Here is a 26488-nt window from a genome sequence, read left to right as displayed (position 1 = left end):
GAACGACGAGAGGAGAATCCATGGTCCTTGCCCGACGCGACCTCATCGCGCGCGGCCTCACGGCGGCGACGGCCGTCGGCCTCTCCCGGAGCGCCGCGGCCGCGCCCGCCCCCGGGACGGGGCCCGGACAGGCGACGACGAGCCGGGGCGCCGGCGCGATGGAGCTCGCGCTCCTCGCGGATGCCCCTTCGACGTCGACGGGTCTCGCGATCTCCCGCTCCGGCCGCGTCTTCGTGATGATGCCGCGCTTCAATGCGAAGGTGCCGATCACGGTGGGCGAGGTCGCGCCGGACGGTTCGGTGCGGCCCTATCCGAGCAAGGCCGCGAACCGGCCGGACCCGAAGAATCCGCAGGCGAGCCTGCTACACGTGCCCAACGGCGTGTTCGACCGCGACGACACGCTCTGGCTCCTCGATGCCGGCCTGCCGGAGGGCAAGGGTCCGCCCGTGCCGGGCGGCGCGAAGCTCGTCCAGCTCGATCTCGCGGAGAACCGGATCCGCCGCGTCGTGCCGCTCGAACCCGGGATCACCCCATCCTCCTCGCTCAACGACCTGCGGGTCGACATCCGGGACGGCCGGGCGTTCGCCTACATCACGGACCAGGGCCAGGGGGAGGAGGGGGCGATCCTCGCCGTCGACCTGAACGATGGGCGCGTGGTGCGCCGCCTTCAGGGTCATGCCAGCACCAAGTCCCAGAAGAACCTCGTCAAGTTCGTCGAGCACCGTCCCGTGATGCTGCGCCCCGAGACCGGGCCGGAGAAGCCCGTGCAGGGCGGCGCCAACGGCATCGCGCTCAGCCCCGACGGGCGGCGCCTCTACTACGCGCCCCTGATCGGGCGGCGCCTCTACGCGGTCGACACGGCCTCGCTCCTCGACCCGAACGCCTCCGATGCCGAGGTGGCAGCCGGCGTCGAGGATCTCGGCGAGAAGGGCATGACCGGCGGCCTGACCACCGACGCGATGGACCGCGTCTACCTCACCCTTCAGGAGCAGAACGCGGTCGCCCGCCGCCATCCGGACGGGCGAATCGAGGTGATCGCCTCGGACGAGCGCCTGATCTGGGCCGACACGTTCTGGATCACGCCGGACCGCTGGCTCTACGTCACGGCCGCGCAGGTGAACCGGCGCCCCGAATACAATGGCGGCGCGGATCTGCAGAGACCGCCCTACGCGATTCTGCGCGTGCGGATCGACGCCGACCCCGCGGGGTAGGGCGGGCCGCGGATTCCCGCTTGCCCTGTCGCTTCGGTGCGGCAGCGCCCGGCCGCGGTTGCGGCTATGATGGCCTCCGTGTCCGCTGCTGCCGCCATGCCCGCCCCGCGCGCTCTCCTCGACGTGACCGCCTCGCTCCTCGGACGCTGCTGGCGGGAGCGTTGCGCCGCCCATGCCACCGAGCACCACGCCCTGACCATGACCCAGGCCCACGGCCTGCCCGACCTCCTCGCCCGGGTTCTGGCCGGCCGCGGCGTGCTGCCGGCGGAGGCGACGGGATATCTGCAGCCGCGCCTGCGCGACCTGATGCCCGATCCCGACTGCCTCCTCGACATGGAGGCCGCGGCCGCGCGCCTCGCCCGCGCCGTGCGCCGGGGCGAGACGGTGGCGATCTTCGGCGATTACGACGTGGACGGGGCCGCGAGCGCTGCGCTTCTGGCCGATTACCTGCGCGGCCTCGGCGTACCCACCCGCATCCACATCCCGGACCGGATCACCGAGGGCTACGGCCCGAACGCCGACGCGGTGCAGGCGCTCGCCGGGGAGGGCGCGAGCCTCCTCGTCACCGTGGATTGCGGCACGAGCGGGCACGGGCCCCTGGAGGTGGCACAGAGGATCGGCCTCGACGTGATCGTGCTCGACCACCATGCCGCCGCGGAGACCCTGCCGCCGGCCCGGGCAATCGTGAACCCGAACCGCCTCGACGACCTTTCCGGCCTCGGCCATCTCTGCGCCGCGGGCGTCGTCTTCCTCACGCTGGTGGCCCTCAACCGGGCCCTGCGCCGCGACGGCTTCTTCCAGGGGCGGGCTGAGCCGAGCCTCACGGACGCCCTCGATCTGGTGGCCCTCGCGACCGTGGCCGACGTGGTGCCCCTCGTCGGGCTCAACCGCGCCTTCGTGGTGCAGGGCCTCGCGGTGATGAAGGCGCGTGGCCGCCGGGGCCTCGCCGCCCTCTTCGATGCGGCCTCCCTCGCCGAGGCGCCGGAGGCCTGGCATCTCGGCTACCTGATCGGCCCGCGCATCAATGCCGGCGGCCGGATCGGCGACGCCTCCCTCGGGGCGAAGCTGCTCTCGACCCAGGATTCCGCCGAGGCGGCCCGCATCGCGGCCGAGCTCGACCGGCTGAACCGCGAGCGGCAGGCGATCGAGGCGGAGGCGGTCGCGGCCGCCGAGGCCGAGATGGACCGGGCGCTCGATCTCGATCCCGACCAGCCAGTGCTGGTCGCGGGCTCGGCCGATTGGCATCCGGGCGTCGTCGGCCTGATCGCGGCCCGGCTCAAGGAGCGCTTCGGCCGGCCCGCCTTCGCCTTCGCCCTGCGACCGGACGGGAGCGCGGTCGGCTCCGGGCGCTCGATTTCCGGCGTCGATCTCGGGCAGGCCGTTCGCCTCGGCGTCGACGCGGGTCTCGCCCGGAAGGGGGGCGGCCACGCAATGGCCGCGGGCGCCACGATCGCGGCCGCCGACCTCGCCCGCTTCCAGGCCCACCTCGCCGATTCCCTCGCTGCGACCGTCCAGACCGCGCGCGCGGCGGAGGCGCTCCTCCTCGATGGCACCCTGAGCGCGGGCGGCGCCACGGCCGAGACCGTGCGCCTGATCGGGCGGGCGGGCCCCTTCGGCTCGGGCTCCCCGGAGCCCGTCTTCGCCCTGCCGCGGCACCGGGTCGTCGATGCCGGCCTCGTCGGCAACGGGCATGTGAGGGCGCGGCTGCGCAGCCGCGACGGGCAGGCGATCGGCGCCATCTCCTTCCGATCGGCGCAGGGGCCGCTCGGTCAGGCGCTCCTCGCCGGCATCGGCCGCGAGTTCCACGTGGCCGGAACCCTCGCCTGCGACCGCTGGCGCGGCGTCGAGCGGGCACAGGTGCGGATCTGCGATCTGGCCCCATGCGGCTGAGGGGCGGCCAAGCCGGTTGACACCCGCTTTGCCCCTCATCATAAGGGCCGCACGCGGCCTTGAGGGCCGGCAGTTTGGGGGAATGTCCCGAGCGGCAAAGGGGGCGGACTGTAAATCCGCTGCGTAAGCTTCGTAGGTTCGAGTCCTACTTCCCCCACCAAGCACTTTCACGGATCGCGAACGAGGAACCGGCGCCTTCTCAAGGCCCGACGGCCGTGCTATCCGGCCCCTCGCGCGGGTGTAGCTCAATGGTAGAGCAGCAGCCTTCCAAGCTGAATACGAGGGTTCGATTCCCTTCACCCGCTCCATTTCCGGCCTCGGCCGGCCTTCGCCGCATCGCCAGATCGTAGGTCCGCACCCCGGCCGCTGAGCGCGGCTGCGGCCTTCGCGCAACGCTGCCGGACCGGCGCCCGGCACGTTAACGATCCGGTTACCATGCGAGCCTAGCGCATTCGAGAAGACAGGCGCGCCTTTCGCGCCCTCGAGTGCCAATCATGGACGTCGCCGACCTTGCCCGATTCGCGTGGAGCGCCGTCAGCGTCCATCTCGATGTCTTCGGGTCTCTTGGCCTGTGCCTTGGATTTTCTGCCGGCATGATGAAGCAGCGAAGCTGGATGCTTCTCGCGTCCGCTGCCTGCTCCTCCTGCTTCGGGCTCCATTACCTGCATCTCGGCGCCGGGACCGGCATGGCAATGTGCAGCATCTCCGTGCTCCAGAGCCTCGTCTCGGCACGCTTCATCGGCGACGGCGGCCGGCCGGCCTGGGTTGCGCCCTTGTTCGCGGCGACGAGCCTTCTCGCCGCCTGCCTCACCCTGGCGACGTGGAGCGGCTGGGCCTCGGCCTGCGCGGGGCTGGGGTCCCTGCTCGCGACCGCGGCAAGGCTTCAGGCGGAGCCGCGGCGGATGCGCCGGTTCTTCCTCGGCGCCTCCACCTGCTGGGCCGGCCACAACCTCCTCGTCGGGTCGGTGTTCGGCCTGACATGCGATCTCCTGACGGTGTCGGGTCTGTTGATCGCGATCATGCGCACCGGGGAGGCGCGATCCGCCGTCCCGGCCTAGGATTTCGCCGCCGCGTCAGTGGGCGGCGATGCGGCGGTTCGGCACGATGTCGTTGGCGATCACCTCGCCGAAGGGCCCGTCGTTGCGCGCATTCGTCGGCGCCTTGCCGGTCGTCGCCCGTAAGGGGAGCTTGGGGAAGACGAGTTCGGCGAAGCGGTAGGCTTCCTCCAGGTGCGGGTAGCCGGAGAGGATGAAGCGGTCGATGCCGAGGTCGATGTATTCCTTCATCCGGTCGGCGACCTGATCGGCCGAGCCGACGAGGGCGGTGCCGGCGCCGCCGCGCACGAGGCCGACCCCCGCCCAGAGATTCGGCGACACGACGAGCCGGCTGCGGTCTCCGCCGTGGAGCGCCATCATCCGGCTCTGGCCGACCGAATCCTGACGCTTCAGCGTTTCCTGCGCCCGCTGGATCGTGGCGTCGTCGAGCCGCGAGATCAGCCGCTCGGCCTCGTCCCAGGCTTGTGACTCAGTCTCGCGCACGATGACGTGGAGGCGGATGCCGTAGGAGAAGGTCTTGCCGCGCCGCTCCGCCGCCTCGCGGGCCCGGGCGATCTTCTCGGCCACGCCCGAAGGGGGCTCGCCCCAGGTCAGGTAGACGTCGCAATGGTCGGCCGCGACCTCGATGCCGGCGGGCGAGGAGCCGCCGAAATAGAGCGGCGGGTAGGGAGCCTGGACCGGCGGGAAGATGACCCGGCCCGCCTCGCAGCGCAAATGCTTGCCCTCGAAGGTCACGGTCTCGCCGGCCAGCAGCCCGCGCCAGATCGTCAGGAACTCGTCGGTGACGGCGTAGCGCTCGTCGTGCGCGAGGAAGACGCCGTCGCCCCGGAGTTCGACGGGATCGCCGCCCGTGACGACGTTGATGAGGAGGCGCCCGTTCGAGAGACGGTCGAGGGTCGCGGCCATGCGGGCGGCGACGGAGGGCTCCTGCAGGCCCGGCCGCACGGCGACGAGGAAGCGCAGCCGCTCGGTGAGCGGCGCCAGCGCCGAGGCGACGACCCAGGAATCCTCGCAGGAGCGCCCGGTCGGCAGCAGGACGCCGAAATAGCCGAGTTCGTTGGCGGCCTGCGCGATCTGGCGGAGATAGGGCAGGGTGACGGCCCGCGCGCCCTCGGCGGCGCCGAGATAGCGCCCGTCACCGTGGGTCGGCAGGAACCAGAGGACGTCGGTGCGCCCGTCGTTCGGTTGGGTCATTCTCTCAATCCTGTCGGTTGCGCTCAGCCGGCGTTGCCGCCGAGGAGGTATTCGAGGATGCGGCCTTCAAGCGCCGCGAGGCTCGGGTCGCCACGGCGGCGGGGCCGGGGCACGTCGACCCGGAGGTCGAGGGCGACACGGCCGGCGTCGAGCACGATGATGCGGTCGGCCATCGCCACGGCCTCGCCGACGTCGTGGGTGACGAGGAGCGCAGTGAATCCCTGCGCCAGCCAGATCCGCTCGATCAGATCCTGCATGCCGATCCGGGTGAGGGCGTCGAGCGCCCCGAGCGGCTCATCGAGGGCGAGGAGCCCCGGGCGGCTGACGAGCGCGCGGGCGAGCGCCACGCGCTGGCGTTGGCCGCCGGACAGGGTCGCCGGCCAGGCACCGGCCTTGTCGCTCAGCCCGACCTCCTCCAGGGCAGCCTCCGCCCGGGCCCGGCGCTCGGCCCGCGTGCCCTGGCCGGTCAGGCCCACGGCGACGTTGTCGATGACGCGCGCCCAGGGCAGCAGACGCGGCTCCTGGAACATGATCCGGCGCGGGCTCGCGCGGCGCCGCGCCTCGCCCGCCTCCTCCAAGAGGATGCGGCCGGCGCTCGGCGTCTCGAGGCCCAGGATCAGGCGCAGCAGGGTGCTCTTGCCGCAGCCCGAGCGGCCGACGACCGCGGTGAAGCCGCCGGCCGGCAGGTGGAGGTCCAGCCCTTCGAGGACGGATGCGTCGCCGAACCGCTTGGCGAGGCCCTGGACGGTCACCGCGATGCCGCGGGCCGCGGGCGCGGCCGCACGGGCCGGCGAGGGCGGGGTGGTCTCGGCGGCCCGCGTCGGCGCCGCGGGGCGGGTGGCTTCGAGCAGCATGGGATCAGACCGTCCGATAGGCGGGGTTCCAGGCGAGGCAGATGCGCTCCAGCGTCCGCGTCAGCGTGTCGGCGAGCTTGCCCAGCGCCGCGTAGATCAGGATCGCCAGCACCACGACGTCGACCAGCATGAACTCGCGGGCCTGCATCGCCATGTAGCCGAGGCCGGAGGAGGCGGAGATCGTCTCGGCGACGATGAGCGTCAGCCACATGATGCCGAGCCCGTAGCGCAGGCCCACGAAGATCGAGGGCAGGGCGCCGGGCAGCACCACGCGCCGGAACAGGTCGGACGGGCTCATCCCGTAGACCCGGCCCATCTCGACGAGCGCCGGATCGACCGAGCGGATGCCGTGCAGGGTGTTGGCGTAGATCGGGAAGAACACGCCGAGCGCCACCAGGAAGAGCTTGGCCTCCTCGCCGATGCCGAACCACAGGATCACGAGCGGGATCAGCGACAGGTGCGGGACATTGCGCACCATCTGCACGCTGGTGTCCGTGAGCCGCTCCGAGCGCGGCGACAGGCCGTTGGCGAGGCCGAGCGCGAAGCCGATGCCGCCGCCTATGGCGAAGCCCGCGAGCGCCCGCAGGGTGCTGACGCCGAGATTGGTCCAGAGCTCGCCCGTGCGCGCCGCCTCGATGCCGGCCCGGGCCACGTCGAGGGGCGCCGGCATGAAGCGGTTCGAGACGAGGCCGAGGGAGACGGCGGCCTGCCAGCCGCCGAGGATCAGCGCCGGCAGCAGCCAGGGGACGAGGCGCGAAATGGTGCGGTTCGCGAGGGTGGGGGAAGCCTGGGTCATGCGCTCACCCGTTCCGCGCCGGCGTCCAGACCGCGTCCGCGACCCGGAGGGGCTTCGGCAGGAGGCCGAGCGCGTGGAAGGTGTCGGCCACCCGCTGCTGGTCCGCGACCGTCGCGGGATCGAGCGGGGTGACGCCGTAGGCGAGGCGGCGCAGGGCGACCGTCAGGACCGGCGCGGGGATGCCGACGGAGGGCGCGAGCTCGGCCGCGACCGCATCCGTGTTGTCCTTCGCCCAGGCATCGATCTCGCCGATCGCGGTCAGCGCCGCCTCGATCGCGTCCCGGTGCGTCTCGGTGGCGGAGCGGGTCGAGAGGTAGAACTGACGGTTCGGAGCGAGGCCCTGCCCGGTCACGAGGGTGCGGGCACCGGTGCTCCGCTCCGCCGAGGCGAGGAAGGGGTCCCAGATCACCCAGGCGTCGACCGCGCCGCGGGCGAAGGCGGCCCCCGCATCGGCCGGGCTGAGCCAAGCGAGGTTGACCGCCTCGTAGGGCACCCCCGCCTCCGCTAGCGCCCGCACGAGCAGGAAATGCACGTTCGAGCCCTTGTTGAGGGCGATCGTCCTGCCGCGCAGGTCGGCCACGGATTGGACCTTGCTGTCGCGGGGCACGAGGATGGCCTCGCCGAGGGGGGCGGGCGGCTCGTTGGCGACGTAGCGGAGATCCGCGCTCGCCGCCTGCGCGAAGATCGGCGGCGCCTCGCCGGCAGAGCCGAGATCGATCGCGCCCGCGTTCAGCGCCTCAAGGAGGGGCGGGCCCGACGGGAACTCGGCCCAGGCCACGCGGTAGCCGAGGGGCTTCAGACGCTGCTCCAGCAGGCCCTTGCCCTTCAGGAGGACGAGGGTGCCGTATTTCTGGTAGCCGACGCGCAGGAGACCGGGCTCGGCCGCGCGGACCGGGCGGCCCGCGGCGAGAGCCGCGGCCCCGAGGGCACCGGCGAGGACCGAGCGGCGGCTCGGTGCGGAGAGGGCGGGCGCCGCGGCGGCGCGGAAGCGGGGAAGGTCGGTCATCGGGATCGTCTCGGCTCTCGGGCTTCAGCCGTTGCGGGACGGGAGGGTCCAGACCGCGTCGGCGACGCGGATCGGGCGCGGGATCAGGCCGGCGGCGTGGAAGCGATCGGCGATGCGCTGCTGCTCGACGGCGGCGGCGGGGCTCATCGGACCGATCACGTAGTCGGTCCGGTCGACCGCCCGGCGGGTCGCGGGCAGCGGCACGCCGGTGCCCTTCGAGAGGATCGCCGCGACCTCGCCGCGATTCGCCTCGCACCAGCGCGCGACGCCGGCGAGCGCGTCGATCACCTCGGCGAGCACGATGGGCTTCGTCTCCGCGGTGCCGCGGTTGGCCAGGAAGAAGTTGTTCGGCCGCGCGATGTCGGTGCTGCGCACGAGGACGCGGGCGCCGGGCTGCACCTCCGCAATGGCGAAGTAGGGGTCCCAGATCGTCCAGGCATCGATGCTGCCGCGGCTGAAGGCGGCGGCGGCGTCCGCGGGAGCGAGCGTCACCGGCTCGATGTCGGCGTAGGTCAGGCCAGCCTTCTCCAGGGCCGCGAGGGTCAGGTTGTGCGCGCTCGACGCCTTGGCGAAGGCGACCCGGCGGCCCTTGAGGTCGCGCAGGCTCTCGATCTTGGAGCCGGCCGGCAGCAGGATGCCGGCGCCGGACCCGCCCGCCTCCTGGGCGGCCGCGTAGACGAGGTTCGCGCCCGCCGCCTGAGCGAAGATCGGCGGGGCGTCACCCGTCTGGCCGAAATCGACGCCGCCGAGGCTCAGGGCCTCGAGGAGCGGCGGCCCGAAGGAGAACTCGACCCAGCGCACGGAATGGCCGAGGCGCGCGAGCCGCTCCTCGATCACGCCCTGCTGCTTGGCGACGACGAGGATACCGTTCTTCTGATAGCCGATCCGGAACTCCTCCGCGGCCCGGGCAGGCAGGGGCGAGAGGAGCGGCGCGCCCCCGGCCACCGGGAGCGTCGCGGCGAGGGCGGCGGCGAGGAGGCTGCGGCGATCGATCATCGGCCGGTCACCGTGAAGGCGGGCTCGGGCGCGGCGAGTTCGGCCGCCGGCCGGCGGGCCGGCAGGACGCCGCGGGTGAGCAGCGCGGCGAGTTGGCCGGCCGCATCCCGCACGCGGCCCTGCACGTCCGCGTCGGTCAGGGCGTGGTCCGTGAAGTCGGCGGTGGAGCCGTAGACGGCGGTCGGGAGTTGGAGGGCACTGAAGAAGCCGAAGAGCGGGCGGAAGGCGTGCTCGACGACGAGGGCGTGGCGGGGGCCGCCGCCCGTGGCCGCGATGGCCACCGGCTTGTTCACGAGGGCGTCGGGCTCGACGAAATCGAACAGGTGCTTGAACAGGCCCGTGTAGCCGCCCTTGTAGACGGGCGAGCCGACAACGAGGGCGTCCGCCTCCTCGATCGCCTCCACGACGCGCCGCGCCGGCAGCGGCAGCGCGCTCCGCGTCCAGGCGGAGCCGAGCCCGGGACCGACATCGACGAAGTCGAACAGGCGCAGCTCGATCGGCGCGCGGGCCGCGGTCTCCTCGGCGATCGCCTCCACCAGCGCGCGCGTCCGCGACGGCCGCTGCAGGTTGGCACTGATGCCGACAAGTCTCGGTCTACTCATCCGGGCACTCTCCGAAAGCGGGTCTGGCTCGTGTCTCTGGCTCGCACCCGGCCCATGCGGGCGAAGCCACGGGAGACCGCGACCAGCCCGGCCGTGCGTTTGAGGGTTCCCCAGAAGCTGACCGCTCGGCGCCGTGAGGTCAATGAAATGGTCGTTTTAAAGAACGATCGTTCCGAGATGATCGATCTCCCGATCGCCCGAAGCGGGGAGAATTTATTGTTTCGGTTCCAAAAACAGGGGTGAGAAGCGGTCAAAGGCTATAAACAGCGCCAAGTTTGTTCGTTATAGAGAACAATTCTTCCGGTCGCGAGACGGCCTGCCCGGGTGGGACCAGCCCGGCCGTCTATCGGCGCATCCGGAGGCGCATCACAGTGCATGCCGCGAAAAATTCCGCAGAATGAGTATGCTGGCCCCTTGCGCGTCGGCTAGGAATGGTATTCAGTATGCCAGTGGCCCGTTAGGGACGCCCCGTGGAATTGCCTGACCCCGCGAACCGTGCGTTCGCGGGGTTTTTTCTCGCGCGCGCGCGCGCGAGACGCGAATTGCGGACCCCGCGCGGCCGTGCTGGGTGGCCCGGTCGCCGCAATTTCGAAATGTGAGTTTGCCTCCCGGGGTTTCCCACAGGCGATGGCGGGCCTCGACGGCCGGTTCTCGCAACCATCTCGCCCGTCGCAGTGTTGCGGAGCATCGGATTGCGGCCGGGGAGGCGCGGGACGGCGATGCCGAGGATGCCGATCAGCCGGGAGCTCGTCTTCCTCGTCGTCGCCGTGCTGCTCTCGCTCGCCGCGGGCACGGCCTTCTACTGGTCGCGCGCGAGCACCCTGACCATCGCGGTCGCCCCGAGCGGGGGCACCGAGCCGGCCCTGCTGCGCGCCTACGCGGAGGCGCTCGCCGCCCGCGACAAGGGCGTCCGGCTGAAGGTGCTGCCCTTCGACGGCGTGCGCGAGAGCGCCGAGTCCCTGCGCAAGGGCGAGGCCGACCTCGCCGTCGTCCGGCCGGACGTGTCGCTGCCCCCGAACGGCCTCACGCTCGCGGTCCTGCGCGAGCAGGCCCTGATCGTGGTGGCGCCGGAGGGCTCGGGGATCCGCGCCTTCCCCGATCTCGCGCGGCGGCGCCTCGGCATCATCGCCGCGCGCAACGCCGACCGGACCCTGATCGGCGACGCGGTCGAGCATTACGGGCTGCAGCTCCGCGAGTCCGGACCCGGCCCGGTGCCCGCGGGCGCCGTCACCCTCGTCCCCGTCGAGGAGGACGACCTCGCCAAGGCGCTCGCCGAGAAGCGGATCGAGGCGGTCGCTCTCGTGACGACGCCGACGACGCCCTCCGCGCGGCGGATCATCGGCCTCGTCCAGGGCGCGAGCCGCACCCGCAGGGTAGCCCTGTTCGGCGTGTCGGAGGGGCCGGCGCTGATCGAGCGCTTCCCGCGGCTCCAGGCCGTGACCGTGCCGGCGGGCCTGTTCGGCGGCAAGCCGAAGCTGCCCGAGGAGGACGTCGCCACAGTCGGCGCCTCCTACCGGCTGATGGCCCGCGCCAACCTCTCCCGCAGCATCGCCGCCGAGGTGACGCAGTACCTGTTCGAGACGCGCACCGCGCTCGCCGACGCCCTGCCGGCCGCGAACGCGATCCACGCGCCCGCCTACGACGTGACCGCGGCGGCGACCTCGGCGCGTCTGCCGATCCATCCGGGCGCGATCGACTATTACGAGCGCGAGCAGGAGAGCTTCATCGAGCGGTACGAGACCTGGATCTACCTCGTCGCCTTCCTCGGCGGCGGCGTCGGCTCGGGGTTGGCGTGGCTGCGCCAGCGCCTGTCCCGCCTGCGCCGCGAGCGCGTCGAGGTGGCCACCGAGCGGCTCCTCGAGATCCAGGCGGAGGCGCGCCGGTCCGGCGATGCATCCAGGCTCCCAGCGCTCGCGGGCGAGATCGACGACCTCGCGGCCGAGATCGTCCGCCACGCGGTCGACCGGCCCACCGAGCCGCGCACGATCTCGGCCGCCGCGATGGCTGTCGACGCGGCCCGCTCGACGGTGCGGCGGGCAGCGGAAGGCGAGACGCTGCGCCCGAAGCCCGGCACGAAGCCGGGTCTGCGGGCGGTGGAGTGAGCGCGCGTCGCGAGACGCCTGAAAACGGTGAGGCCGGGCCCGCGGAGAGCGGACCCGGCCTCGAAACGCGTGCTTGACGCCGGCGGGACCGGCGCCCTTCCGACTAGAACCCGCTGAACTTGTAGTTGAAGCCCGCGCGGATAATGCTGCCCTCCGTGCGGAAGCGGGAGGTGTAGGAGCCCGGCGCCGCGGGCAGCAGGCCGCCGGCCACCAGCACGTTGCGGCTGCCGAGGTCGTAGCGCAGGTACTCCGCCTTCAGGGTGATGGCATCGGCCTTCAGGAGCGAGCCGACGAAGTTGAAGCGGTTGAGGAAGCTGTCGGTTGGGATCGCGTACTCGATGCCGCCGCCGTAGGCGAAGCCGGTCTCGATGCCGTCAAACTGGCCCGCGTAGGCGAGGGGGTTGCCCGCCGCCAGGCTGAAGAAGCGCGACCGGTAGAGCACGTTGCCGTAGGCGAAGCCGCCGGTGCCGTAGACGAAGACGCGGTCGAAGGCGTAGCCGAGGCGGCCGCGCACGGTGCCGAGCCAGTCGAGCGTCTGCTGGAAGGCCGCCGGATCCCCGCGCTGGCTGAAATAGACCGGGCGCTTCGAGATGTCGGTCCAAGTCGCGTCGGCCTCGAAGCCGACCACGAAGCCGGCGCCCGGCGTGAACTGGTAATTGTAGCCGATGCCGCCGCCGAGGCTGGTCAGGCCGTCCTGCTCCGCGCGGATCCGGGCCGGGCGGAAGCCGGCGGCCACGTTGCCGATGGTGAACGGATCGTTGCCCTGGGTGCGGATCGGGCCGTTGTCGGTGATCGCGTAGCCGGTCTGGGTGCCGAGGTAGAAGCCCGTCCAGGTGAAGACGGGGACGGGCGTGAAGACCGGCGGCGGCTCGGCGCGGCGCGGCAGGTCGGCGGCGGCGGCGGCGCCAGCGACGAGCGCAGTGGCGGCGCCCGCGAGCAGAAGCGACTTGAGCATGTGGCGGAATCCCGGAGCGAGAAGCGTTGGGCCGAACCTAGGCCGCGGACCGGGCCGCCCCTATGCCAGTCTTGCCACACTTGGACGAAATCAATCCTTCCGAGCTCAGTTTCGCGTCGAAATGCCCAAAAGGAGCGCAATGGGACGGAGGATGCCGAGCCGACCCGATCACATGGCCGTGCGGCGCAGTCGCGTCGCGGTCTCATGGCCGTACGGCGCTTGCAGGATGCGCCGCGACATGACACGCTGTCGGCGTTCGAAACAGACGATGCGGGAGAGCCCAGTCCGGCGCGAGCCGGCCATGGCGCCGACGGAGCAACCACCCCCGGAAACTCTCAGGCACAATCACCGCACTCGTTGGACAATCTGGAGAGAGGCGCCGCACGGCGCCCACCGAAGGAGAAATCTCAGCCGCCCCGGCGGTTGAGAGAAGCTCTCAGGTAACCGCGACAGATGGGGGCAGGGGCAGGATCCGCTCGGATTTTGCCGGTGCCGTCTGTTGCGGAGAGACCGATGTCTCCAGAACCTGTGCCCCCCGCTGCCGTCGAGCGTGACGCTTCGGCCCGCGCTGCCCCACCCCCGCCGGGCGCTCCGCGAGAGACGCCGCTGCTCGCCCTTCACCTGCGCCTCGGCGCCCGGATGGTGCCGTTCGCGGGCTACGCGATGCCGCTCCACTACGCGGCCGGGGTGCTCAAGGAACACCTGCACGCGCGCGCCGCGGCCGGCCTGTTCGACGTCTCGCACATGGGCCAGATCGCCGTCACCGGGGAATCCGGCGTGGCCGAGGCGGCTTCGGCGCTGGAGCGCCTGATCCCGGTCGACATCCTGGGCCTCCAGCCCGGGCGCCAGCGCTACGGCCTCCTGACGGACGAGGCCGGCGGCATCCGCGACGACCTGATGGTCGCGCACCTCGGGGACCGGCTGATGCTCGTCGTCAACGCCGCCAACAAGGCGGCGGACCTCGCCCATCTGCGGGCGAGCCTGCCGGGCAGCATCCGGATCACCGAGCAGCCGGCTGCCCTCCTCGCGCTGCAGGGTCCCCGGGCCGAGGCGGCCCTGGCGCGGCTCGCCCCGGACGTCGCCGCGATGCGCTTCATGGACGTGCGCGAGACCGCGATCCTCGGTGCGCCGGCTATCGTGGCCCGGTCCGGATACACCGGCGAGGACGGGTTCGAGATCTCGCTGCCCGCCGATGCCGCGGAGCCGATCGCGGAAGCGCTCCTCGCCGATCCGGAGGTGCTGCCGATCGGCCTCGGCGCCCGCGATTCCCTGCGGCTCGAGGCAGGTCTCTGCCTGCACGGCTCGGACATCGGCCCCGACACCGATCCGGTCGAGGCCGGGCTCGCCTGGGCGATCTCGCCGGCCCGGCGCCGCGGCGGCGCCCGGGAGGGCAGTTTCCCGGGCGCGGAGCGAATCCTCGGCGCGTTGGAGCGAGGGCCCGAGCGCCGCCGCGTCGGCCTGCTGCCGCAGGGGCGCGCCCCGGTCCGGGCCGGCATCACCCTCTATGCCGGGGAGACGGGCGGCGAGCCGGTCGGGCACGTCACCTCGGGCGGGTTCGGCCCGAGCCTGCAGGCGCCCGTCGCCATGGGCTACCTGCCCGCCTCCCTCGCCGAGCCCGGCCGCACGATCTTCGCGGAGCTGCGCGGCCAGCGCCTGCCCCTCGCCGTCGCCCGCCTGCCCTTCGTCCCGGCCGGCTTCAAGCGCAGCTGACCACTTTCTCTCAATCCTTCAGGAGCGGACCATGCTGAGATTCACCGACGAGCACGAGTGGCTGAAGCTCGAGGGCGAGGTCGCCACCGTGGGCATCACGGCCCACGCCGCCGAGCAACTCGGCGACCTTGTCTTCATCGAGCTGCCTAAGGTCGGCGCCAAGCTGAAGAAGGGCGACGCCGCGGCGGTGGTCGAGTCCGTCAAGGCGGCCTCCGACGTCTACGCCCCGGTGGCGGGCGAGGTGACGGAGATCAACCCGGCCGCGGTCGACGATCCGGGCTCCGTCGCGTCCGATCCGCAGGGCGCCGGCTGGCTCTACCGGATCCGCCTCGACGATCCTGCCGCCCTCGACGGGCTGATGGACGAGGCCGCCTACGCGGCGATGGCGAAATAGCCCTCCCTCCGCCCGCCCGCTTCGCCGACGCCGGGGACGCCCCATGAGCGCTGACCGTTACGACCCCTACGATTTCGCCAACCGCCGCCACATCGGCCCGAGCCAGGCGGAGATCGCCGCCATGCTCGCCGTCGTCGGCGCGCCCGACCTCCACGCCCTCGTGGACGAGACCGTGCCGGCGGGCATCCGTCAGGCCGAGCGCATCGATTTCGGCCGCTCGCTGAGCGAGCGCCGGGTGATCGAGCACATCCGCACCGTGGCCGACCGGAACCGGGTCCTCGTCTCGCTGATCGGCCAGGGCTACCACGGCACCACGATGCCGCCGGCGATCCAGCGCAACATCTTCGAGAACCCGGCCTGGTACACGGCCTACTCGCCCTACCAGCCTGAGATCAGCCAAGGGCGGCTCGAGGCCCTACTGAATTTCCAGACCCTCGTCTGCGACCTGACGGGGCTCGACGTGGCGAACGCCTCGCTCCTCGACGAGGCCACCGCTGCAGCCGAGGCGATGGGCATGGCCCACCGCGTCGCGACCGCGAAGGCGGATGCCTTCTTCGTCGATCACGAGTGCCTGCCGCAGACGATCGCGGTGCTGAGGACCCGCGCCGCGCCGCTCGGCTGGCGCATCGTCGTGGGCGATCCCTTCACCGACCTCGACCCCGCCGCCGTGTTCGGCGCGCTGTTCCAGTATCCGGGCGTTTGCGGCGACGTCCACGATTTCTCGGGTCCGATCGCGGCGCTCCACGCGGTGGGCGCGATCGCCGCGATCGCCGCCGACCCACTGGCCCTGACGCTTCTGAAGCCGCCCGGCGAGATGGGCGCCGACATCGCGGTCGGCTCGATGCAGCGCTACGGCGTGCCTATGGGCTACGGCGGCCCGCACGCCGCCTACATGGCGACCCGCGACGCCCACAAGCGCGCCCTGCCCGGACGCATCGTCGGCGTCTCGGTCGACGCGAACGGCAACCGAGCCTACCGCCTCGCCCTGCAGACCCGCGAGCAGCACATCCGCCGGGAGAAGGCGACCTCGAACATCTGCACGAGCCAGGTGCTGCTCGCCGTCATCGCCTCGATGTACGCGGTCTATCACGGGCCGCGCGGCCTCAAGGCCATCGCCGACCGGGTGCACCGGGACGCGGTGCGCCTCGCCGCCGGCCTGGAACGCCTCGGCTTCACGGTCCGCCCGCCCGCCTTCTTCGACACGATCACGGTCGAGGTCGGCCCCTTCCAGGGCGTGATCCTGCAGAACGCCCTGGCGAACGGGGTGAACCTGCGCCGGGTCGGCAGCGACCGGATCGGCATCACCGTGGACGAGCGGACCCGGCCCGACATCGTCCAGGCGGTCTGGCACGCCTTCGGCGGCTCCGAGCTCGCCTACGACGAGGGCTGGCCCGAGCCGCGGCTGCCGCAGGGGCTCGTGCGCACCTCCGAGTACCTGACGCACCCGATCTTCCACATGAACCGGGCCGAGAGCGAGATGACGCGCTACATGCGCCGCCTCGCCGACCGGGACCTGGCACTGGACCGGGCCATGATCCCGCTGGGCTCCTGCACGATGAAGCTCAATGCCACGGCCGAGATGCTGCCGATCTCCTGGCCCGAATTCTCCGAGATCCACCCGTTCGCGCCGGAGGACCAGGCGCAGGGCTACCGGCAGCTCATCGACGACCTCTCGGAAAAACTCTGCGCGATCACGGGCTACGACGCGATCTCGATGCAGCCGAATTCGGGCGCGCAGGGCGAGTATGCGGGGCTCCTCGCCATCCGCAGCTTCCACCTCTCGCGCGGGGAGGCGCACCGTACCGTCTGCCTGATCCCGTCCTCGGCGCACGGCACCAATCCGGCCTCGGCCCAGATGTGCGGCATGAGCGTCGTGGTGGTCGGGGCAGATGCCGACGGCAACATCGACCTCGACGATTTCCGGGCGAAGGCCGAGCGCCACGGGGCGAACCTCGCCGCCTGCATGATCACCTACCCCTCGACCCACGGCGTCTTCGAGGAGCGGGTGCGGGAGATCTGCGACATCGTCCACGGCCACGGCGGCCAGGTCTATCTCGACGGGGCGAACCTCAACGCCCTCGTCGGCCTCGCCCGGCCCGGGGACATCGGGGCGGATGTCAGCCACCTCAACCTGCACAAGACGTTCTGCATCCCGCACGGGGGCGGCGGCCCGGGCATGGGGCCGATCGGCGTCAAGGCGCACCTGATCCCGTTCCTGCCGGGCGACCCGCGCAGCGGCGAGGCGGGCGCCGTCTCGGCCGCGCCCTACGGCTCGGCCTCGATCCTGCCGATCTCGTGGAGCTACTGCCTGCTGATGGGGGGCCGCGGGCTGACCCAGGCGACGCGGGTCGCGATCCTCAACGCCAACTACATCGCCCGGCGGCTCGCGGGAGCCTACCCGATCCTCTACGCCGGCCGGAACGGGCGGGTCGCGCACGAGTGCATCGTCGACGTGCGGCCCTTCCAGAAGAGCGCCGGCATCAGCGTCGACGACATCGCCAAGCGCCTGATCGATTGCGGCTTCCACCCGCCGACCATGAGCTGGCCGGTGGCCGGCACCCTGATGATCGAGCCGACCGAGTCGGAAACCAAGGCCGAGATCGACCGCTTCTGCGACGCCATGCTGGCGATCCGGGAGGAGATCCGGGCGATCGAGGAGGGGAGCAGCGACCCCCGGAACAACCCGCTCAAGAACGCGCCCCACACAGTGCAGGACCTGATCGGCCCCTGGGAACGGCCCTACTCGCGGGAGGCCGCCTGCTTCCCGGCCGGCACGCTCGGCATCGACAAGTACTGGCCGCCGGTCAACCGCGTCGACAACGCCTACGGCGACCGCAACCTGATGTGCTCCTGCCCGCCGCCGGAAGCCTACGGGGAGGCGGCGGAGTAGCGGGTTTCGTCCGGGCGGTCCCGGGCGGGCCGGGGACCGTCCGACACCGCCCCTTGATCAAAGGACAGGTTGCCTCTAAGCGGTCCGCGCCTTTCGCCCGGCTCCGAGACTTGAGGGCGACCGTTCAGGCCCGCGCGAGCGCGGGCCTTGCCGCAGGAAAGAGACGATGGCCAAAGAGAAGTTTTCGCGCACGAAGCCGCACTGCAACATCGGGACGATCGGCCACGTCGACCATGGCAAGACGTCCCTGACGGCGGCGATCACGAAGGTGCTGGCGGAGTCGGGGGGCGCGACCTTCACGGCCTACGACCAGATCGACAAGGCGCCGGAGGAGAAGGCGCGCGGCATCACGATCTCGACGGCGCACGTGGAGTACGAGACCACGAACCGCCACTACGCGCACGTCGACTGCCCCGGCCACGCTGACTACGTGAAGAACATGATCACGGGCGCCGCCCAGATGGACGGCGCCATCCTGGTGGTCTCGGCGGCCGACGGCCCGATGCCGCAGACCCGCGAGCACATCCTCCTGGCCCGCCAGGTCGGCGTGCCGGCGCTGGTGGTGTTCCTCAACAAGGTCGACATGGTCGACGACGAGGAGCTCCTGGAGCTGGTCGAGCTCGAGGTGCGCGAGCTTCTCTCGAAGTACGACTTCCCCGGCGACGACATCCCGATCACCAAGGGCTCGGCGCTGATGGCGCTGGAGGACAAGGAGCCCAAGATCGGCAAGGAGGCGGTGCTGGCGCTGATGGCGACGGTGGACGATTACATCCCGCAGCCGGAGCGTCCGATCGACATGCCGTTCCTGATGCCGATCGAGGACGTGTTCTCGATCTCGGGGCGCGGCACGGTGGTGACGGGTCGCGTGGAGCGCGGCATCATCAAGGTGGGCGAGGAAGTCGAGATCGTGGGCATCCGCCCGACCACCAAGACGACGGTGACCGGCGTCGAGATGTTCCGCAAGCTGCTCGACCAGGGCCAGGCGGGCGACAACGTCGGCGTGCTGCTGCGCGGCACCAAGCGCGAGGACGTGGAGCGGGGCCAGGTGGTGTGTAAGCCGGGTTCGGTGAAGCCGCACACCAAGTTCAAGGCCGAGGCCTACATCCTGACCAAGGAGGAGGGCGGTCGCCACACGCCGTTCTTCACCAACTACCGGCCGCAATTCTACTTCCGCACCACGGACGTGACGGGCGTGTGCACGCTGCCGGAGGGCACCGAGATGGTGATGCCGGGCGACAACGTGACCATGGACGTCGCGCTGATCGTGCCGGTCGCCATGGAGGAGAAGCTGCGGTTTGCCATCCGCGAGGGCGGACGCACCGTCGGCGCCGGCGTCGTCGCCGCCATCAACGAGTAAAGCTTTCGGTCGACGGATCGACTGGATTTACAATCCAGAGTTCGAGCGCCGACCGAAAAGACCGAGCGACGACCTGACAAGGTCGTGAAATATCAAGGTTTCGCCCGGCCATCGTCTTGACGGTGGGCGGGCGAAATCGTCTTCCGGAGGACCATCGCCTGACAGGAGGCCCTCCGATGTGGCCGACGCGCCGTTTCCTGCTCGGATGCGCAGTCCTGCTCGCCTGCCCGATCCCGGCACGGGCCGACGACCTGAAGGACGGACGCTTCCGCGACGAGATCGTCGCCATTCTCCGCCGCCTGTATCCGCAAGTGAAGATCTCGGTCGACGACGACCCGGAACAGGTTCACGTCGAGGCCTACACGCTCTATCTCGGCAACCTCCACGGCGACCTGCGCGGCAGGAGCGCCACCGAGCGCCAGCGCCGCATCCTGGCGTTCCTGGCGCAGACGATGCCGGGCGGGCCCTACCCGAAGGAGGCGCCGCCATCCACCCGGGCGGAACCCTTCGAGACGGCGCTGGCCCGGCTGCGCATCCAGCTCGTCCCGCCGGAATACGCCACGCGGACCCCCGACCTCGTGACCCGGCCCTTCTCGCAGCGGCTGCTTGTCGCCTACGCCCTGGACGAGCCGAATCGCTACCAGCTGATCACGGCGCCGATGCTTAAGGCCTGGGGCGTCGAGGCCGAGGCACTCGACGAGCCGGCCCGGCGGAACTCCGAGGCCGATGCGAGGCAGGTTTCGATCGAGGTGTCGCCGACGGGCACCATCGGCCGCTTCGCCACCTCCGCGACGGAGGACGGCGACCATTACAGTTGCAGTTTCGTTCTGAGGTGCGCCTGTCGGGCGGCAGCTTGGTGGGCGCGCCGCCAGGCTGACCAAGCGAGCACGAGCGCGGGCTCAATGCGCCGCTGCGCCAGCCGCATCGCCACGCGCCGGATCTCCTGAATGGACCACGGCACCGGCGAGCTTGGCGATGAGCGGCGTTTTTGGGGGCGTTCCGTTGGCCAACCGGCGCACCCGCGCCAACATCGCAAAAGCCAGCATCACCAAGCTGACGTGCCGGTGCCAGCCGTGCCACGAACGGCTCTCGTTGTGGGCCAGCCCGAGCTCCGTCTTGGCGGTCTCGAACGCGTCCTCGATGGCCCAGCGTCGCCCCTCCACGGCCACCAGCGTCTGCACCGGCGTGCCGGCCGGGCACCAAGTGGTGAAGTAGGAGAAGCTCCCGTCCGACAGGCTGCGCCGCACGAGCAGGCCGCGCGTCCACACGCTCTGATCAAGAGCGGCGTCGAGCGCATCCGCCGGCAGCGTGGCCAGCGGCAGGTAGGCCCAGTCGAACAGGCGCGGTCCCTTCGTGCCAGATCCGGCCGAGAGCCGGATCCAGTCTGTCTTGGAGAGATCCTTGGCGATCTCCTCGGCGGTGCCCGCGACGTCGAGGTTTTGGTCCCAGGACCAGAACCGATGCTGACCCGTGACACCGAGCACGTAGCCCTTGTACGCACGGCGCAGCGCCAGCTCGATCTCGCCAACCCCGTAGATGCTGTCAGCCGCAACCCACGCAAACGGCACCTCTGCCTTTATCGCCCGCTCGATCATGGCCAGCGCCAGCTGCGGCTTGGTGGCAAAGGTGATGGCCTCCGGCACATGCGCCGTCCGCCTTCGAGCCGGGTCTCCGGCCCAGGCTTTGGGCAGGTACAGCTGACGATCGATGAAGGCGTGGCCCTGATCCGAGACGTAGGCGGCAAACACCCCGATCTGGCAGTTGGTGATCTTGCCAGCTGAGCCTGTGTACTGCCGGCCCACACCGCACGAGGCTCTGCCCTGCTTCAAGAAGCCGGTCTCGTCGATCACCACCACCGCGTCAGGTGAGCCGAGCGTCTCGAGGACGTAGTCACGCACCACGTCCCGCAGCGCCTCCGCGTCCCAGTGCGTGCGACCGAGGACAGCCTGCTGGCGCCAGGGGCCTGGATCACCAGCAGCTTCAGCCCGCATCCAGCCGGTCTTGCGCCGCTCACCCCCAAGCAAGCCCTCCAGGAAGGCGTTGGCGGAGGCGGCGACGCTCGGGGCGGCAAACAGCGGGCGGATGCGCTGCTTGGCCTGCCGCAGTGTCGTCGACCAGAGCTCCAGCGTCGATTCGAGCGAGGTTGAGGACATCGCGCTCTCCCATCCGAAACCACTCAGATAGGAGCCTCACCCTGCAACTGTAATGCTAAGCCGCGAGCCGACTGCTGCTGCCCGGCTTCATGGAGCGCGTTCGGAAGGCGCTTGGCACACCCGAGATCGTCGTGGCCGCCCCGACGCGCGAGTTCATCATCGCGTGGACGCCCGACAGCGAAGCCCGGGCACGGATCGCGAAGGTCGTCCGCGACTCCTTCCAAAAGGGTCCGTACAGCCGCAGCGACGAGCTGTTCCGCTACGCCCAAGGGGGCCTGCGCCCCCTCACCGCTCCCGAACTCGCCGACCACGGCCGCTGAGGCCCCGCAGGCAGGTCGCCCCCTTGCGCGGCGGCGCGCGATGGGGCATGGAGCGTGGCGCCTAGGAGTGTAGCTCAACTGGTCAGAGCGCCGGTCTCCAAAACCGGAGGTTGCGGGTTCGAGTCCCTCCACTCCTGCCATTCCCCTTTGCCAGCCCGCTGATCCGTACGGACCGTAGCCTGTCGACAAGGCGGCGGACTTGCGCTAGAGCGGGCGCACTCCGAGATCGATGATGGCCGTCGGTGCGGGCTTACCCAGAGCCCAGGGCGCCGCGCCCTCTCTTTCCCGGACTCGAATCTCCCCGGTTACGGCGCCATGGCATCGAACGAAGCGACGAAGAAGATGGACCTGACGCGTGGCACCCCGCGCGGATCGTCGACGCCGACGCCGCCGCGCCAGACGCCCCCGACGCGGCCCGCGCCGAAGCGCACGGGCCCGCTGGACTTCATCCAGCAGGTCCGCGACGAGGGCCGCAAGGTCACCTGGCCGAGCCGCAAGGAGACCACCATCACGACCATCATGGTGTTCATCATGGTGGTCGCCGCGAGCCTGTTCTTCACCGTGGTGGATCAGGCCCTGCGCTACCTCGTCGGCGTGATCCTCGGGGTCTGACGCCTGAAGCAGAATTCCGGGTCCCGGATCACGGGGCCCGCGGACGTCCGGAGTTGATGAGAGCCGTGTCGAAGCGCTGGTACATCGTCCACGCCTACTCGAACTTCGAGAACAAGGTCGCCCAGTCCATCAAGGACCAGGCGGCCCAGCGCGGGCTGACCGACCTCTTCGACGAGGTGATGGTGCCGACCGAGAAGGTCACCGAGGTGCGCCGCGGCCGCAAGGTTGACGCCGAGCGGAAGTTCTTCCCCGGCTACGTGCTGGTGAAGTGCGACCTCACGGACGAGGTCTACCATCTCATCAAGAACACGCCCAAGGTCACGGGCTTCCTCGGCGCCGACAAGTCGAAGCCGGTGCCGATCCCGGACGCCGAGGCCGAGCGCATCAAGGGCCAGGTCGCCGAGGGCGTCGACCGGCCGAAGCCCTCGATCTCCTTCGAGATCGGCGAGACGGTGCGCGTCGCCGACGGGCCGTTCGCGAGCTTCAACGGCACCGTCGAGGAGATCGACGAGAGCCGCTCCCGCCTCAAGGTCGCCGTCTCGATCTTCGGGCGCGCCACCCCGGTGGAACTCGAATACGCGCAGGTCGAGAAGGCCTGACCGTAGCGGGCCGGCCCCCGGCCGCCCGATCATCCGCGGGAGGTCCGCCCGGTTCGCCGCCGGGATCCACGGACCGCACCGCGACCTGCAACCGCCCGTCCCGCCGGTGCCCTAGGCAGCCCGGCCGCGGGCAACATTTGGGAGCAGTCCCATGGCGAAGAAGATCACGGGCTACGTGAAGCTTCAGGTCCCGGCCGGCGCCGCCAACCCGTCGCCGCCGATCGGCCCCGCGCTCGGTCAGCGCGGCCTCAACATCATGGAATTCTGCAAGGCCTTCAACGCGAAGACCGCGCAGATGGAGAAGGGCACCCCGATCCCGGTGATCATCACCGCGTATCAGGACCGGTCCTTCACCTTCGAGATGAAGCAGCCTCCGGTCACCTTCTTCCTGAAGAAGGCGGCGGGCCTGAAGCTCGGCAAGAAGCCGGCCTCCGGCTCCAAGACCCCGGGCAAGGGCCCGAAGGTCGGCAAGGTCACCGAGGCCCAGCTCCGCGAGATCGCGGAGCGGAAGATGCCGGACCTGAACTGCGACTCGGTCGACGCCGCCGTCGCGATGATCCGTGGCTCCGCGCGGGCCATGGGCCTCGACGTGGTCGCTTGAGCGGGAGGGCAGCATGGCACGTGAAGGTAAGCGCATCCGCGCCGCCCGCGAGGGCATCGAGCCGCAGAAGCTCTACGCCATCGACGAGGCGATCAAGCTCGTGAAGTCGAAGGCCAACGCCAAGTTCGACGAGACCGTCGAGGTCTCGATGAATCTCGGCGTCGACCCGCGCCACGCCGACCAGATGGTCCGCGGCGTCTGCAACCTGCCGAACGGCTCCGGCCGCACGGTCCGCGTGGCGGTGTTCGCCCGCGGCGCCAAGGCCGACGAGGCCAAGGCGGCGGGCGCCGACATCGTGGGCGCCGAGGATCTCCTCGAGATCGTCCAGGGCGGCAAGATCGAGTTCGACCGCTGCATCGCGACCCCGGACCTGATGCCGCTCGTCGGCCGCCTCGGCAAGGTGCTGGGCCCGCGCGGCCTGATGCCGAACCCGAAGGTCGGCACCGTCACGATGGACGTGAAGGGTGCGGTCGCAGGCGCCAAGGGCGGCTCGGTCGAGTTCCGCGTCGAGAAGGCGGGCATCGTGCACGCCGGCATCGGCAAGGTCTCCTTCGACGAGGCGAAGCTCGTCGAGAACATCAAGGCCTTCGCGGACGCGGTGGCCAAGGCCAAGCCGACGGGCGCCAAGGGCACCTACATCCAGCGCATCGCCGTCACCTCGACGATGGGCCCGGGCGTGAAGGTCGAGCCGTCGAGCGTGCTCACGGCCTGATCCGGCACCGCCGAAACGATTGCGGAAGCGCCCGGCCGGAAACGGCCGGGCGTTTTCGTGTGCGCCCCCCGAACGCGTGCGCGCGCGATCACGAACGGCACCGGGCCGCGTAGATCGCGATCATGGGGCGGGGGGCCGCGCGGGCGGCACCTGTCCCGGCGAAAACGCCCTGCACATCGGCGCGAGGAGGGGGGCGCCATCGGCTCAGCCTGTGCTAGATACGGAGCCATGCGATGCTCCCTCACGGTCTCGTCCCGCCGACGCGTCCTCTGCGTCTTCCCCGCCTACACGCCCTCCTTCGGCACCTTCTCACACGCCTACCCCCTGATGGGCGGCGTGAAGGCGTTCATGCCGCCCCAGGGGCTCCTGCTGATCGCGGCCTACATGCCGGAAGCCTGGGAGTGCCGGTTCATCGATGAGAACATCCGGCGGGCCACGCCCGAGGAATTCGCCTGGGCGGACGCGGTCTTCGTCTCCGGCATGCACATCCAGGCGCCGCAGATCCACGACATCAACACCCGCGCGCACGCGGCCGGCAAGGTCACGGTGCTCGGCGGCCCCTCGGTGTCGGGCTCACCCGAGAAGTACCCCGATTTCGACTACCTGCACCTCGGCGAGATCGGCGACGCCACCGACCGGCTGGTCGAGATCCTCGACCGCGACCTGACGCGGCCGCTCGCGCAGGTGCGCCTCGAGACGGTCGACCGCCTGGCGCTCGCCGACTTCCCGGCGCCGGCCTACGAGGCCGTGCCGCTCAAGCGCTACCTGATCGGCTCGCTGCAATTCTCCTCGGGCTGCCCCTACCGGTGCGAGTTCTGCGACATCCCGCAGCTCTACGGCCGCCAGCCCCGGCTGAAGAGCCCGGAGCAGATGTGCGCCGAGCTCGACGCGATCGTGGCCCAGCCCGGCCACCCGGCGGTGGTCTACTTCGTCGACGACAATTTCATCGGCAACCGCAAGGCGACGCGGGACATGCTCCCGCACCTCGTGGAGTGGCAGAAGCGGAACGACTACCCGCTGCAATTCGCCTGCGAGGCGACCCTCAACATGGCCAAGCAGCCCGAGATCCTGGAGCTGATGCGGCAGGCGAACTTCATGACCGTGTTCGTCGGCATCGAGACGCCGGAGGAGGACGCGCTCGCCGGCATCGACAAGAAGCACAACGCCGCGGTGCCGATGTACGAGGCGATCGCGACCCTGAACAGCTACGGGCTGGAGGTGACCTCGGGGATCATCCTCGGCCTCGACACCGACACGGAGAAGTCCGAGGACAACCTGATCGACTTCATCGACCGTTCGGCGATTCCCGTCCTGACGATCAACCTGCTCCAGGCCCTGCCGAAGACGCCTCTCTGGGACCGGCTGGAGCGGGAGAACCGCCTCGTCCACGACGTGGCGCTCGAATCGAACGTGCTGTTCAAGCGCCCCCACGACGACGTGGTGGCGAGCTGGCGGCGCGCCATCGCGCACGCCTACGCGCCGGAGAAGATCTTCGAGCGCTTCAAGCACCAGTGCGACGTGACCTACGGCAACCGCATCGTCACGCCGACGAAGGGCAAGCTCACCGTCACGAACCTGCGGCGCGGCCTGATCCTCGGCTTCAACATCATCACCCGGGTCGGCCTGTTCTCGGATTACCGCAAGCCCTTCTGGCAGGCGGCGGGCCATGCCCTGCGCAAGGGCCAGGTCGAGGCGGTCTTCAACATGGGCTTCGTCGCCCACCACCTGATCCGCTTCACCCGCGAGGCCCTGCGGGGCGAGCACAACGCCTCCTTCTACGCGGCCAAGGCCGAGCAGCGCGAGCGCGACCGCAACCGGCCCTGGTGGCAGGCGGCGCGCCGGTTCCTGCCGACCTGACCGGGCGCAGGCCCCGCAACCCGGGCGGGGAGCCGGCGTCCGGGGAGGCGGATGCCGGATCCTGGGAGCGGAGGCCCGCGCCGGAAGGTGGGCGGAGGCTTGGCGAAGGCTTGGCGGGAGACGGGGCAGGCGAGCGGGCGGAAGGCGCGGCGGGAAGCGGGATCCGCTTGCCTGCGACGGAATTGTCGCGCGTGAGGTCTTGGCAGGCGGCTTGCTAGGCTCTATACACCGCGCTCCACGAATTCACGTTGAGGTTTTGGGACCGTCCGTACGGCCGGTTCCGTTCGAGATGCCGCCTGGGTGACCGGGCGGCGATGGCCGGAAGGACCTGCGGGGCGAGAAGCTTCTCAGGGCCGCGTCCGGCCATGTCCTGTCCGAGACTGCAGGCGCCGGGCGACCGGCTTAATCCCCCAGCCTGCACAGACGGGGAAGACCGAATTCCAAGTCCCTCGTCCGGCCGCAACCGCGGGCGGAGGAGGCATCGGTTTGAACCTTCTCAACCCACGTCGGCCGCCCATCCGGGCGGGCGCCGGGGGACAGGGCCGTGAAGCGTCGTCCGCGGACGTTCCGGCTGATTCCAAAGGCCGAGATCCGTCCCGGGCGGCAAGTGCAACCGGCGGAC

The 26488-nt window shown here is 70.9% G+C and carries 23 protein-coding genes, 3 tRNA genes and 2 riboswitches; of the genes, 18 read left to right on the top strand and 8 right to left on the bottom strand.

Annotation, left to right across the window (positions count from 1 at the left end; genetic code table 11):
- Positions 1 to 20 precede the first annotated feature (20 nt).
- The 5 genes from DK389_RS31155 to DK389_RS31135 all read left to right on the top strand — a co-directional run bounded on the left by DK389_RS31155 (position 21) and on the right by DK389_RS31135 (position 4159).
- Positions 21 to 1211, top strand: a complete 1191-nt coding sequence (locus DK389_RS31155) for an SMP-30/gluconolactonase/LRE family protein (RefSeq protein WP_109895633.1) — start codon at positions 21 to 23, stop codon at positions 1209 to 1211.
- Between the two features lie 66 nt (positions 1212 to 1277).
- A complete protein-coding gene (gene recJ, locus DK389_RS31150) occupies positions 1278 to 3101 on the top strand; it encodes a single-stranded-DNA-specific exonuclease RecJ (protein WP_109896991.1) in 1824 nt (607 codons plus the stop codon).
- Positions 3102 to 3177: 76 nt separating this feature from the next.
- Positions 3178 to 3261 (top strand) — tRNA-Tyr (locus DK389_RS31145).
- Positions 3262 to 3335: 74 nt separating this feature from the next.
- Positions 3336 to 3409, top strand: a tRNA-Gly gene (locus DK389_RS31140).
- Between the two features lie 186 nt (positions 3410 to 3595).
- A complete protein-coding gene (locus DK389_RS31135; RefSeq protein WP_109895631.1) occupies positions 3596 to 4159 on the top strand; it encodes a YgjV family protein in 564 nt (187 codons plus the stop codon).
- A 15-nt stretch (positions 4160 to 4174) separates the two neighbouring features.
- Here the strand turns inward: DK389_RS31135 and ssuD are convergent, their stop codons facing one another.
- From ssuD to msuE, 6 genes are read right to left on the bottom strand one after another with little or no spacing between them, the layout of a single operon-like run.
- Complete coding sequence (gene ssuD / locus DK389_RS31130) at positions 4175 to 5350, bottom strand: FMNH2-dependent alkanesulfonate monooxygenase (protein ID WP_109895629.1); 1176 nt, start codon at positions 5348 to 5350, stop codon at positions 4175 to 4177.
- Positions 5351 to 5373: 23 nt separating this feature from the next.
- Positions 5374 to 6204, bottom strand: a complete 831-nt coding sequence (locus DK389_RS31125; RefSeq protein WP_109895627.1) for an ATP-binding cassette domain-containing protein — start codon at positions 6202 to 6204, stop codon at positions 5374 to 5376.
- Between the two features lie 4 nt (positions 6205 to 6208).
- Positions 6209 to 7000: an ABC transporter permease subunit gene (locus tag DK389_RS31120; protein ID WP_109895625.1), complete on the bottom strand. Its 792-nt coding sequence runs from the start codon at positions 6998 to 7000 to the stop codon at positions 6209 to 6211.
- Positions 7001 to 7004: 4 nt separating this feature from the next.
- Positions 7005 to 8006 carry a sulfonate ABC transporter substrate-binding protein gene (locus DK389_RS31115; RefSeq protein WP_109895623.1) on the bottom strand — a complete coding sequence of 334 codons (1002 nt, stop codon included), beginning with the start codon at positions 8004 to 8006 and terminating at the stop codon, positions 7005 to 7007.
- Between the two features lie 24 nt (positions 8007 to 8030).
- The gene (locus DK389_RS31110; RefSeq protein ID WP_109895621.1) at positions 8031 to 9002 is read right to left on the bottom strand and encodes an aliphatic sulfonate ABC transporter substrate-binding protein; all 972 of its coding nucleotides are present in this window, start codon (positions 9000 to 9002) and stop codon (positions 8031 to 8033) included.
- Complete coding sequence (msuE, locus tag DK389_RS31105; protein WP_109895619.1) at positions 8999 to 9604, bottom strand: FMN reductase; 606 nt, start codon at positions 9602 to 9604, stop codon at positions 8999 to 9001. The genes DK389_RS31110 and msuE overlap by 4 nt, the downstream gene beginning before the upstream one ends.
- A gap of 719 nt (positions 9605 to 10323) precedes the next feature.
- On the opposite strand from msuE, the gene DK389_RS31100 reads away from it, so the two are divergent.
- Positions 10324 to 11706: a TAXI family TRAP transporter solute-binding subunit gene (locus tag DK389_RS31100; protein WP_109895617.1), complete on the top strand. Its 1383-nt coding sequence runs from the start codon at positions 10324 to 10326 to the stop codon at positions 11704 to 11706.
- A 103-nt stretch (positions 11707 to 11809) separates the two neighbouring features.
- Here DK389_RS31100 and DK389_RS31095 read toward each other — a convergent pair whose 3' ends face one another.
- A complete protein-coding gene (locus DK389_RS31095) occupies positions 11810 to 12661 on the bottom strand; it encodes an outer membrane protein (protein ID WP_109895615.1) in 852 nt (283 codons plus the stop codon).
- A 261-nt stretch (positions 12662 to 12922) separates the two neighbouring features.
- Positions 12923 to 13022: riboswitch (glycine riboswitch) on the top strand.
- A gap of 1 nt (position 13023) precedes the next feature.
- Positions 13024 to 13118: riboswitch (glycine riboswitch) on the top strand.
- Positions 13119 to 13174: 56 nt separating this feature from the next.
- Here DK389_RS31095 and gcvT point away from each other — a divergent pair.
- The 5 genes from gcvT to DK389_RS33290 all read left to right on the top strand — a co-directional run bounded on the left by gcvT (position 13175) and on the right by DK389_RS33290 (position 19959).
- Complete coding sequence (gcvT, locus tag DK389_RS31090; protein ID WP_109895613.1) at positions 13175 to 14371, top strand: glycine cleavage system aminomethyltransferase GcvT; 1197 nt, start codon at positions 13175 to 13177, stop codon at positions 14369 to 14371.
- Positions 14372 to 14402: 31 nt separating this feature from the next.
- Positions 14403 to 14765 (top strand): glycine cleavage system protein GcvH, encoded by a 363-nt coding sequence (gcvH, locus tag DK389_RS31085; RefSeq protein WP_109895611.1) that lies wholly within the window; start codon positions 14403 to 14405, stop codon positions 14763 to 14765.
- Positions 14766 to 14808: 43 nt separating this feature from the next.
- Positions 14809 to 17655, top strand: a complete 2847-nt coding sequence (gene gcvP, locus DK389_RS31080; RefSeq protein WP_109895609.1) for an aminomethyl-transferring glycine dehydrogenase — start codon at positions 14809 to 14811, stop codon at positions 17653 to 17655.
- A 166-nt stretch (positions 17656 to 17821) separates the two neighbouring features.
- Positions 17822 to 19012 carry an elongation factor Tu gene (gene tuf, locus DK389_RS31075; RefSeq protein ID WP_109895584.1) on the top strand — a complete coding sequence of 397 codons (1191 nt, stop codon included), beginning with the start codon at positions 17822 to 17824 and terminating at the stop codon, positions 19010 to 19012.
- Positions 19013 to 19188: 176 nt separating this feature from the next.
- Positions 19189 to 19959, top strand: a complete 771-nt coding sequence (locus DK389_RS33290; RefSeq protein WP_162560979.1) for a DUF1444 domain-containing protein — start codon at positions 19189 to 19191, stop codon at positions 19957 to 19959.
- Here DK389_RS33290 and DK389_RS31070 read toward each other — a convergent pair.
- The gene (locus tag DK389_RS31070) at positions 19912 to 21165 is read right to left on the bottom strand and encodes an IS701 family transposase (RefSeq protein WP_109886678.1); all 1254 of its coding nucleotides are present in this window, start codon (positions 21163 to 21165) and stop codon (positions 19912 to 19914) included. The two genes, DK389_RS33290 and DK389_RS31070, sit on opposite strands and share 48 nt — an antisense overlap.
- 131 nt (positions 21166 to 21296) lie before the next feature.
- Here DK389_RS31070 and DK389_RS31065 point away from each other — a divergent pair, with 131 nt between their 5' ends.
- The 7 genes from DK389_RS31065 to DK389_RS31035 all read left to right on the top strand — a co-directional run bounded on the left by DK389_RS31065 (position 21297) and on the right by DK389_RS31035 (position 25866).
- A complete protein-coding gene (locus DK389_RS31065) occupies positions 21297 to 21485 on the top strand; it encodes a DUF1444 domain-containing protein (RefSeq protein WP_162560978.1) in 189 nt (62 codons plus the stop codon).
- A gap of 63 nt (positions 21486 to 21548) precedes the next feature.
- Positions 21549 to 21625: transfer RNA gene (locus tag DK389_RS31060), tRNA-Trp, on the top strand.
- A gap of 175 nt (positions 21626 to 21800) precedes the next feature.
- Positions 21801 to 22097: a preprotein translocase subunit SecE gene (gene secE / locus DK389_RS31055; RefSeq protein ID WP_109895605.1), complete on the top strand. Its 297-nt coding sequence runs from the start codon at positions 21801 to 21803 to the stop codon at positions 22095 to 22097.
- Between the two features lie 65 nt (positions 22098 to 22162).
- Positions 22163 to 22696 carry a transcription termination/antitermination protein NusG gene (gene nusG, locus DK389_RS31050; protein ID WP_109896990.1) on the top strand — a complete coding sequence of 178 codons (534 nt, stop codon included), beginning with the start codon at positions 22163 to 22165 and terminating at the stop codon, positions 22694 to 22696.
- 151 nt (positions 22697 to 22847) lie between these two features.
- Positions 22848 to 23297: a 50S ribosomal protein L11 gene (gene rplK, locus DK389_RS31045; protein WP_109895603.1), complete on the top strand. Its 450-nt coding sequence runs from the start codon at positions 22848 to 22850 to the stop codon at positions 23295 to 23297.
- A 13-nt stretch (positions 23298 to 23310) separates the two neighbouring features.
- Positions 23311 to 24009 carry a 50S ribosomal protein L1 gene (gene rplA, locus DK389_RS31040; protein WP_109895601.1) on the top strand — a complete coding sequence of 233 codons (699 nt, stop codon included), beginning with the start codon at positions 23311 to 23313 and terminating at the stop codon, positions 24007 to 24009.
- A 228-nt stretch (positions 24010 to 24237) separates the two neighbouring features.
- Entirely contained in the window at positions 24238 to 25866 is a 1629-nt protein-coding gene (locus DK389_RS31035) for a B12-binding domain-containing radical SAM protein (RefSeq protein ID WP_109895599.1), read from the top strand.
- The last annotated feature ends 622 nt before the right edge of the window (positions 25867 to 26488 follow it).

The organism is Methylobacterium durans (genome assembly GCF_003173715.1).
GTDB lineage: Bacteria > Pseudomonadota > Alphaproteobacteria > Rhizobiales > Beijerinckiaceae > Methylobacterium > Methylobacterium durans.
Note: the sequence above shows the minus strand (reverse complement) of the source record. Positions and strands in the feature narration are given on the sequence as shown.

Bases quoted from the DNA above. Each gene is read 5' to 3' on its own strand.
- DK389_RS31100 (WP_109895617.1), top strand. From the start codon at position 10,324: ATGCCGAGGATGCCGATCAGCCGGGAGCTCGTCTTCCTCGTCGTCGCC.
- DK389_RS31115 (WP_109895623.1), bottom strand. From the start codon at position 8,006: ATGACCGACCTTCCCCGCTTCCGCGCCGCCGCGGCGCCCGCCCTCTCC.
- DK389_RS31135 (WP_109895631.1), top strand. From the start codon at position 3,596: ATGGACGTCGCCGACCTTGCCCGATTCGCGTGGAGCGCCGTCAGCGTC.
- gcvH (WP_109895611.1), top strand. From the start codon at position 14,403: ATGCTGAGATTCACCGACGAGCACGAGTGGCTGAAGCTCGAGGGCGAG.
- ssuD (WP_109895629.1), bottom strand. From the start codon at position 5,350: ATGACCCAACCGAACGACGGGCGCACCGACGTCCTCTGGTTCCTGCCG.
- secE (WP_109895605.1), top strand. From the start codon at position 21,801: ATGGCATCGAACGAAGCGACGAAGAAGATGGACCTGACGCGTGGCACC.
- DK389_RS31070 (WP_109886678.1), bottom strand. From the start codon at position 21,165: ATGTCCTCAACCTCGCTCGAATCGACGCTGGAGCTCTGGTCGACGACA.
- DK389_RS31155 (WP_109895633.1), top strand. From the start codon at position 21: ATGGTCCTTGCCCGACGCGACCTCATCGCGCGCGGCCTCACGGCGGCG.
- DK389_RS31095 (WP_109895615.1), bottom strand. From the start codon at position 12,661: ATGCTCAAGTCGCTTCTGCTCGCGGGCGCCGCCACTGCGCTCGTCGCT.
- DK389_RS31125 (WP_109895627.1), bottom strand. From the start codon at position 6,204: ATGCTGCTCGAAGCCACCCGCCCCGCGGCGCCGACGCGGGCCGCCGAG.
- gcvT (WP_109895613.1), top strand. From the start codon at position 13,175: ATGTCTCCAGAACCTGTGCCCCCCGCTGCCGTCGAGCGTGACGCTTCG.
- tuf (WP_109895584.1), top strand. From the start codon at position 17,822: ATGGCCAAAGAGAAGTTTTCGCGCACGAAGCCGCACTGCAACATCGGG.
- msuE (WP_109895619.1), bottom strand. From the start codon at position 9,604: ATGAGTAGACCGAGACTTGTCGGCATCAGTGCCAACCTGCAGCGGCCG.
- DK389_RS31120 (WP_109895625.1), bottom strand. From the start codon at position 7,000: ATGACCCAGGCTTCCCCCACCCTCGCGAACCGCACCATTTCGCGCCTC.
- DK389_RS31110 (WP_109895621.1), bottom strand. From the start codon at position 9,002: ATGATCGATCGCCGCAGCCTCCTCGCCGCCGCCCTCGCCGCGACGCTC.
- rplK (WP_109895603.1), top strand. From the start codon at position 22,848: ATGGCGAAGAAGATCACGGGCTACGTGAAGCTTCAGGTCCCGGCCGGC.
- gcvP (WP_109895609.1), top strand. From the start codon at position 14,809: ATGAGCGCTGACCGTTACGACCCCTACGATTTCGCCAACCGCCGCCAC.
- recJ (WP_109896991.1), top strand. From the start codon at position 1,278: ATGATGGCCTCCGTGTCCGCTGCTGCCGCCATGCCCGCCCCGCGCGCT.
- DK389_RS33290 (WP_162560979.1), top strand. From the start codon at position 19,189: ATGTGGCCGACGCGCCGTTTCCTGCTCGGATGCGCAGTCCTGCTCGCC.
- DK389_RS31035 (WP_109895599.1), top strand. From the start codon at position 24,238: ATGCGATGCTCCCTCACGGTCTCGTCCCGCCGACGCGTCCTCTGCGTC.
- rplA (WP_109895601.1), top strand. From the start codon at position 23,311: ATGGCACGTGAAGGTAAGCGCATCCGCGCCGCCCGCGAGGGCATCGAG.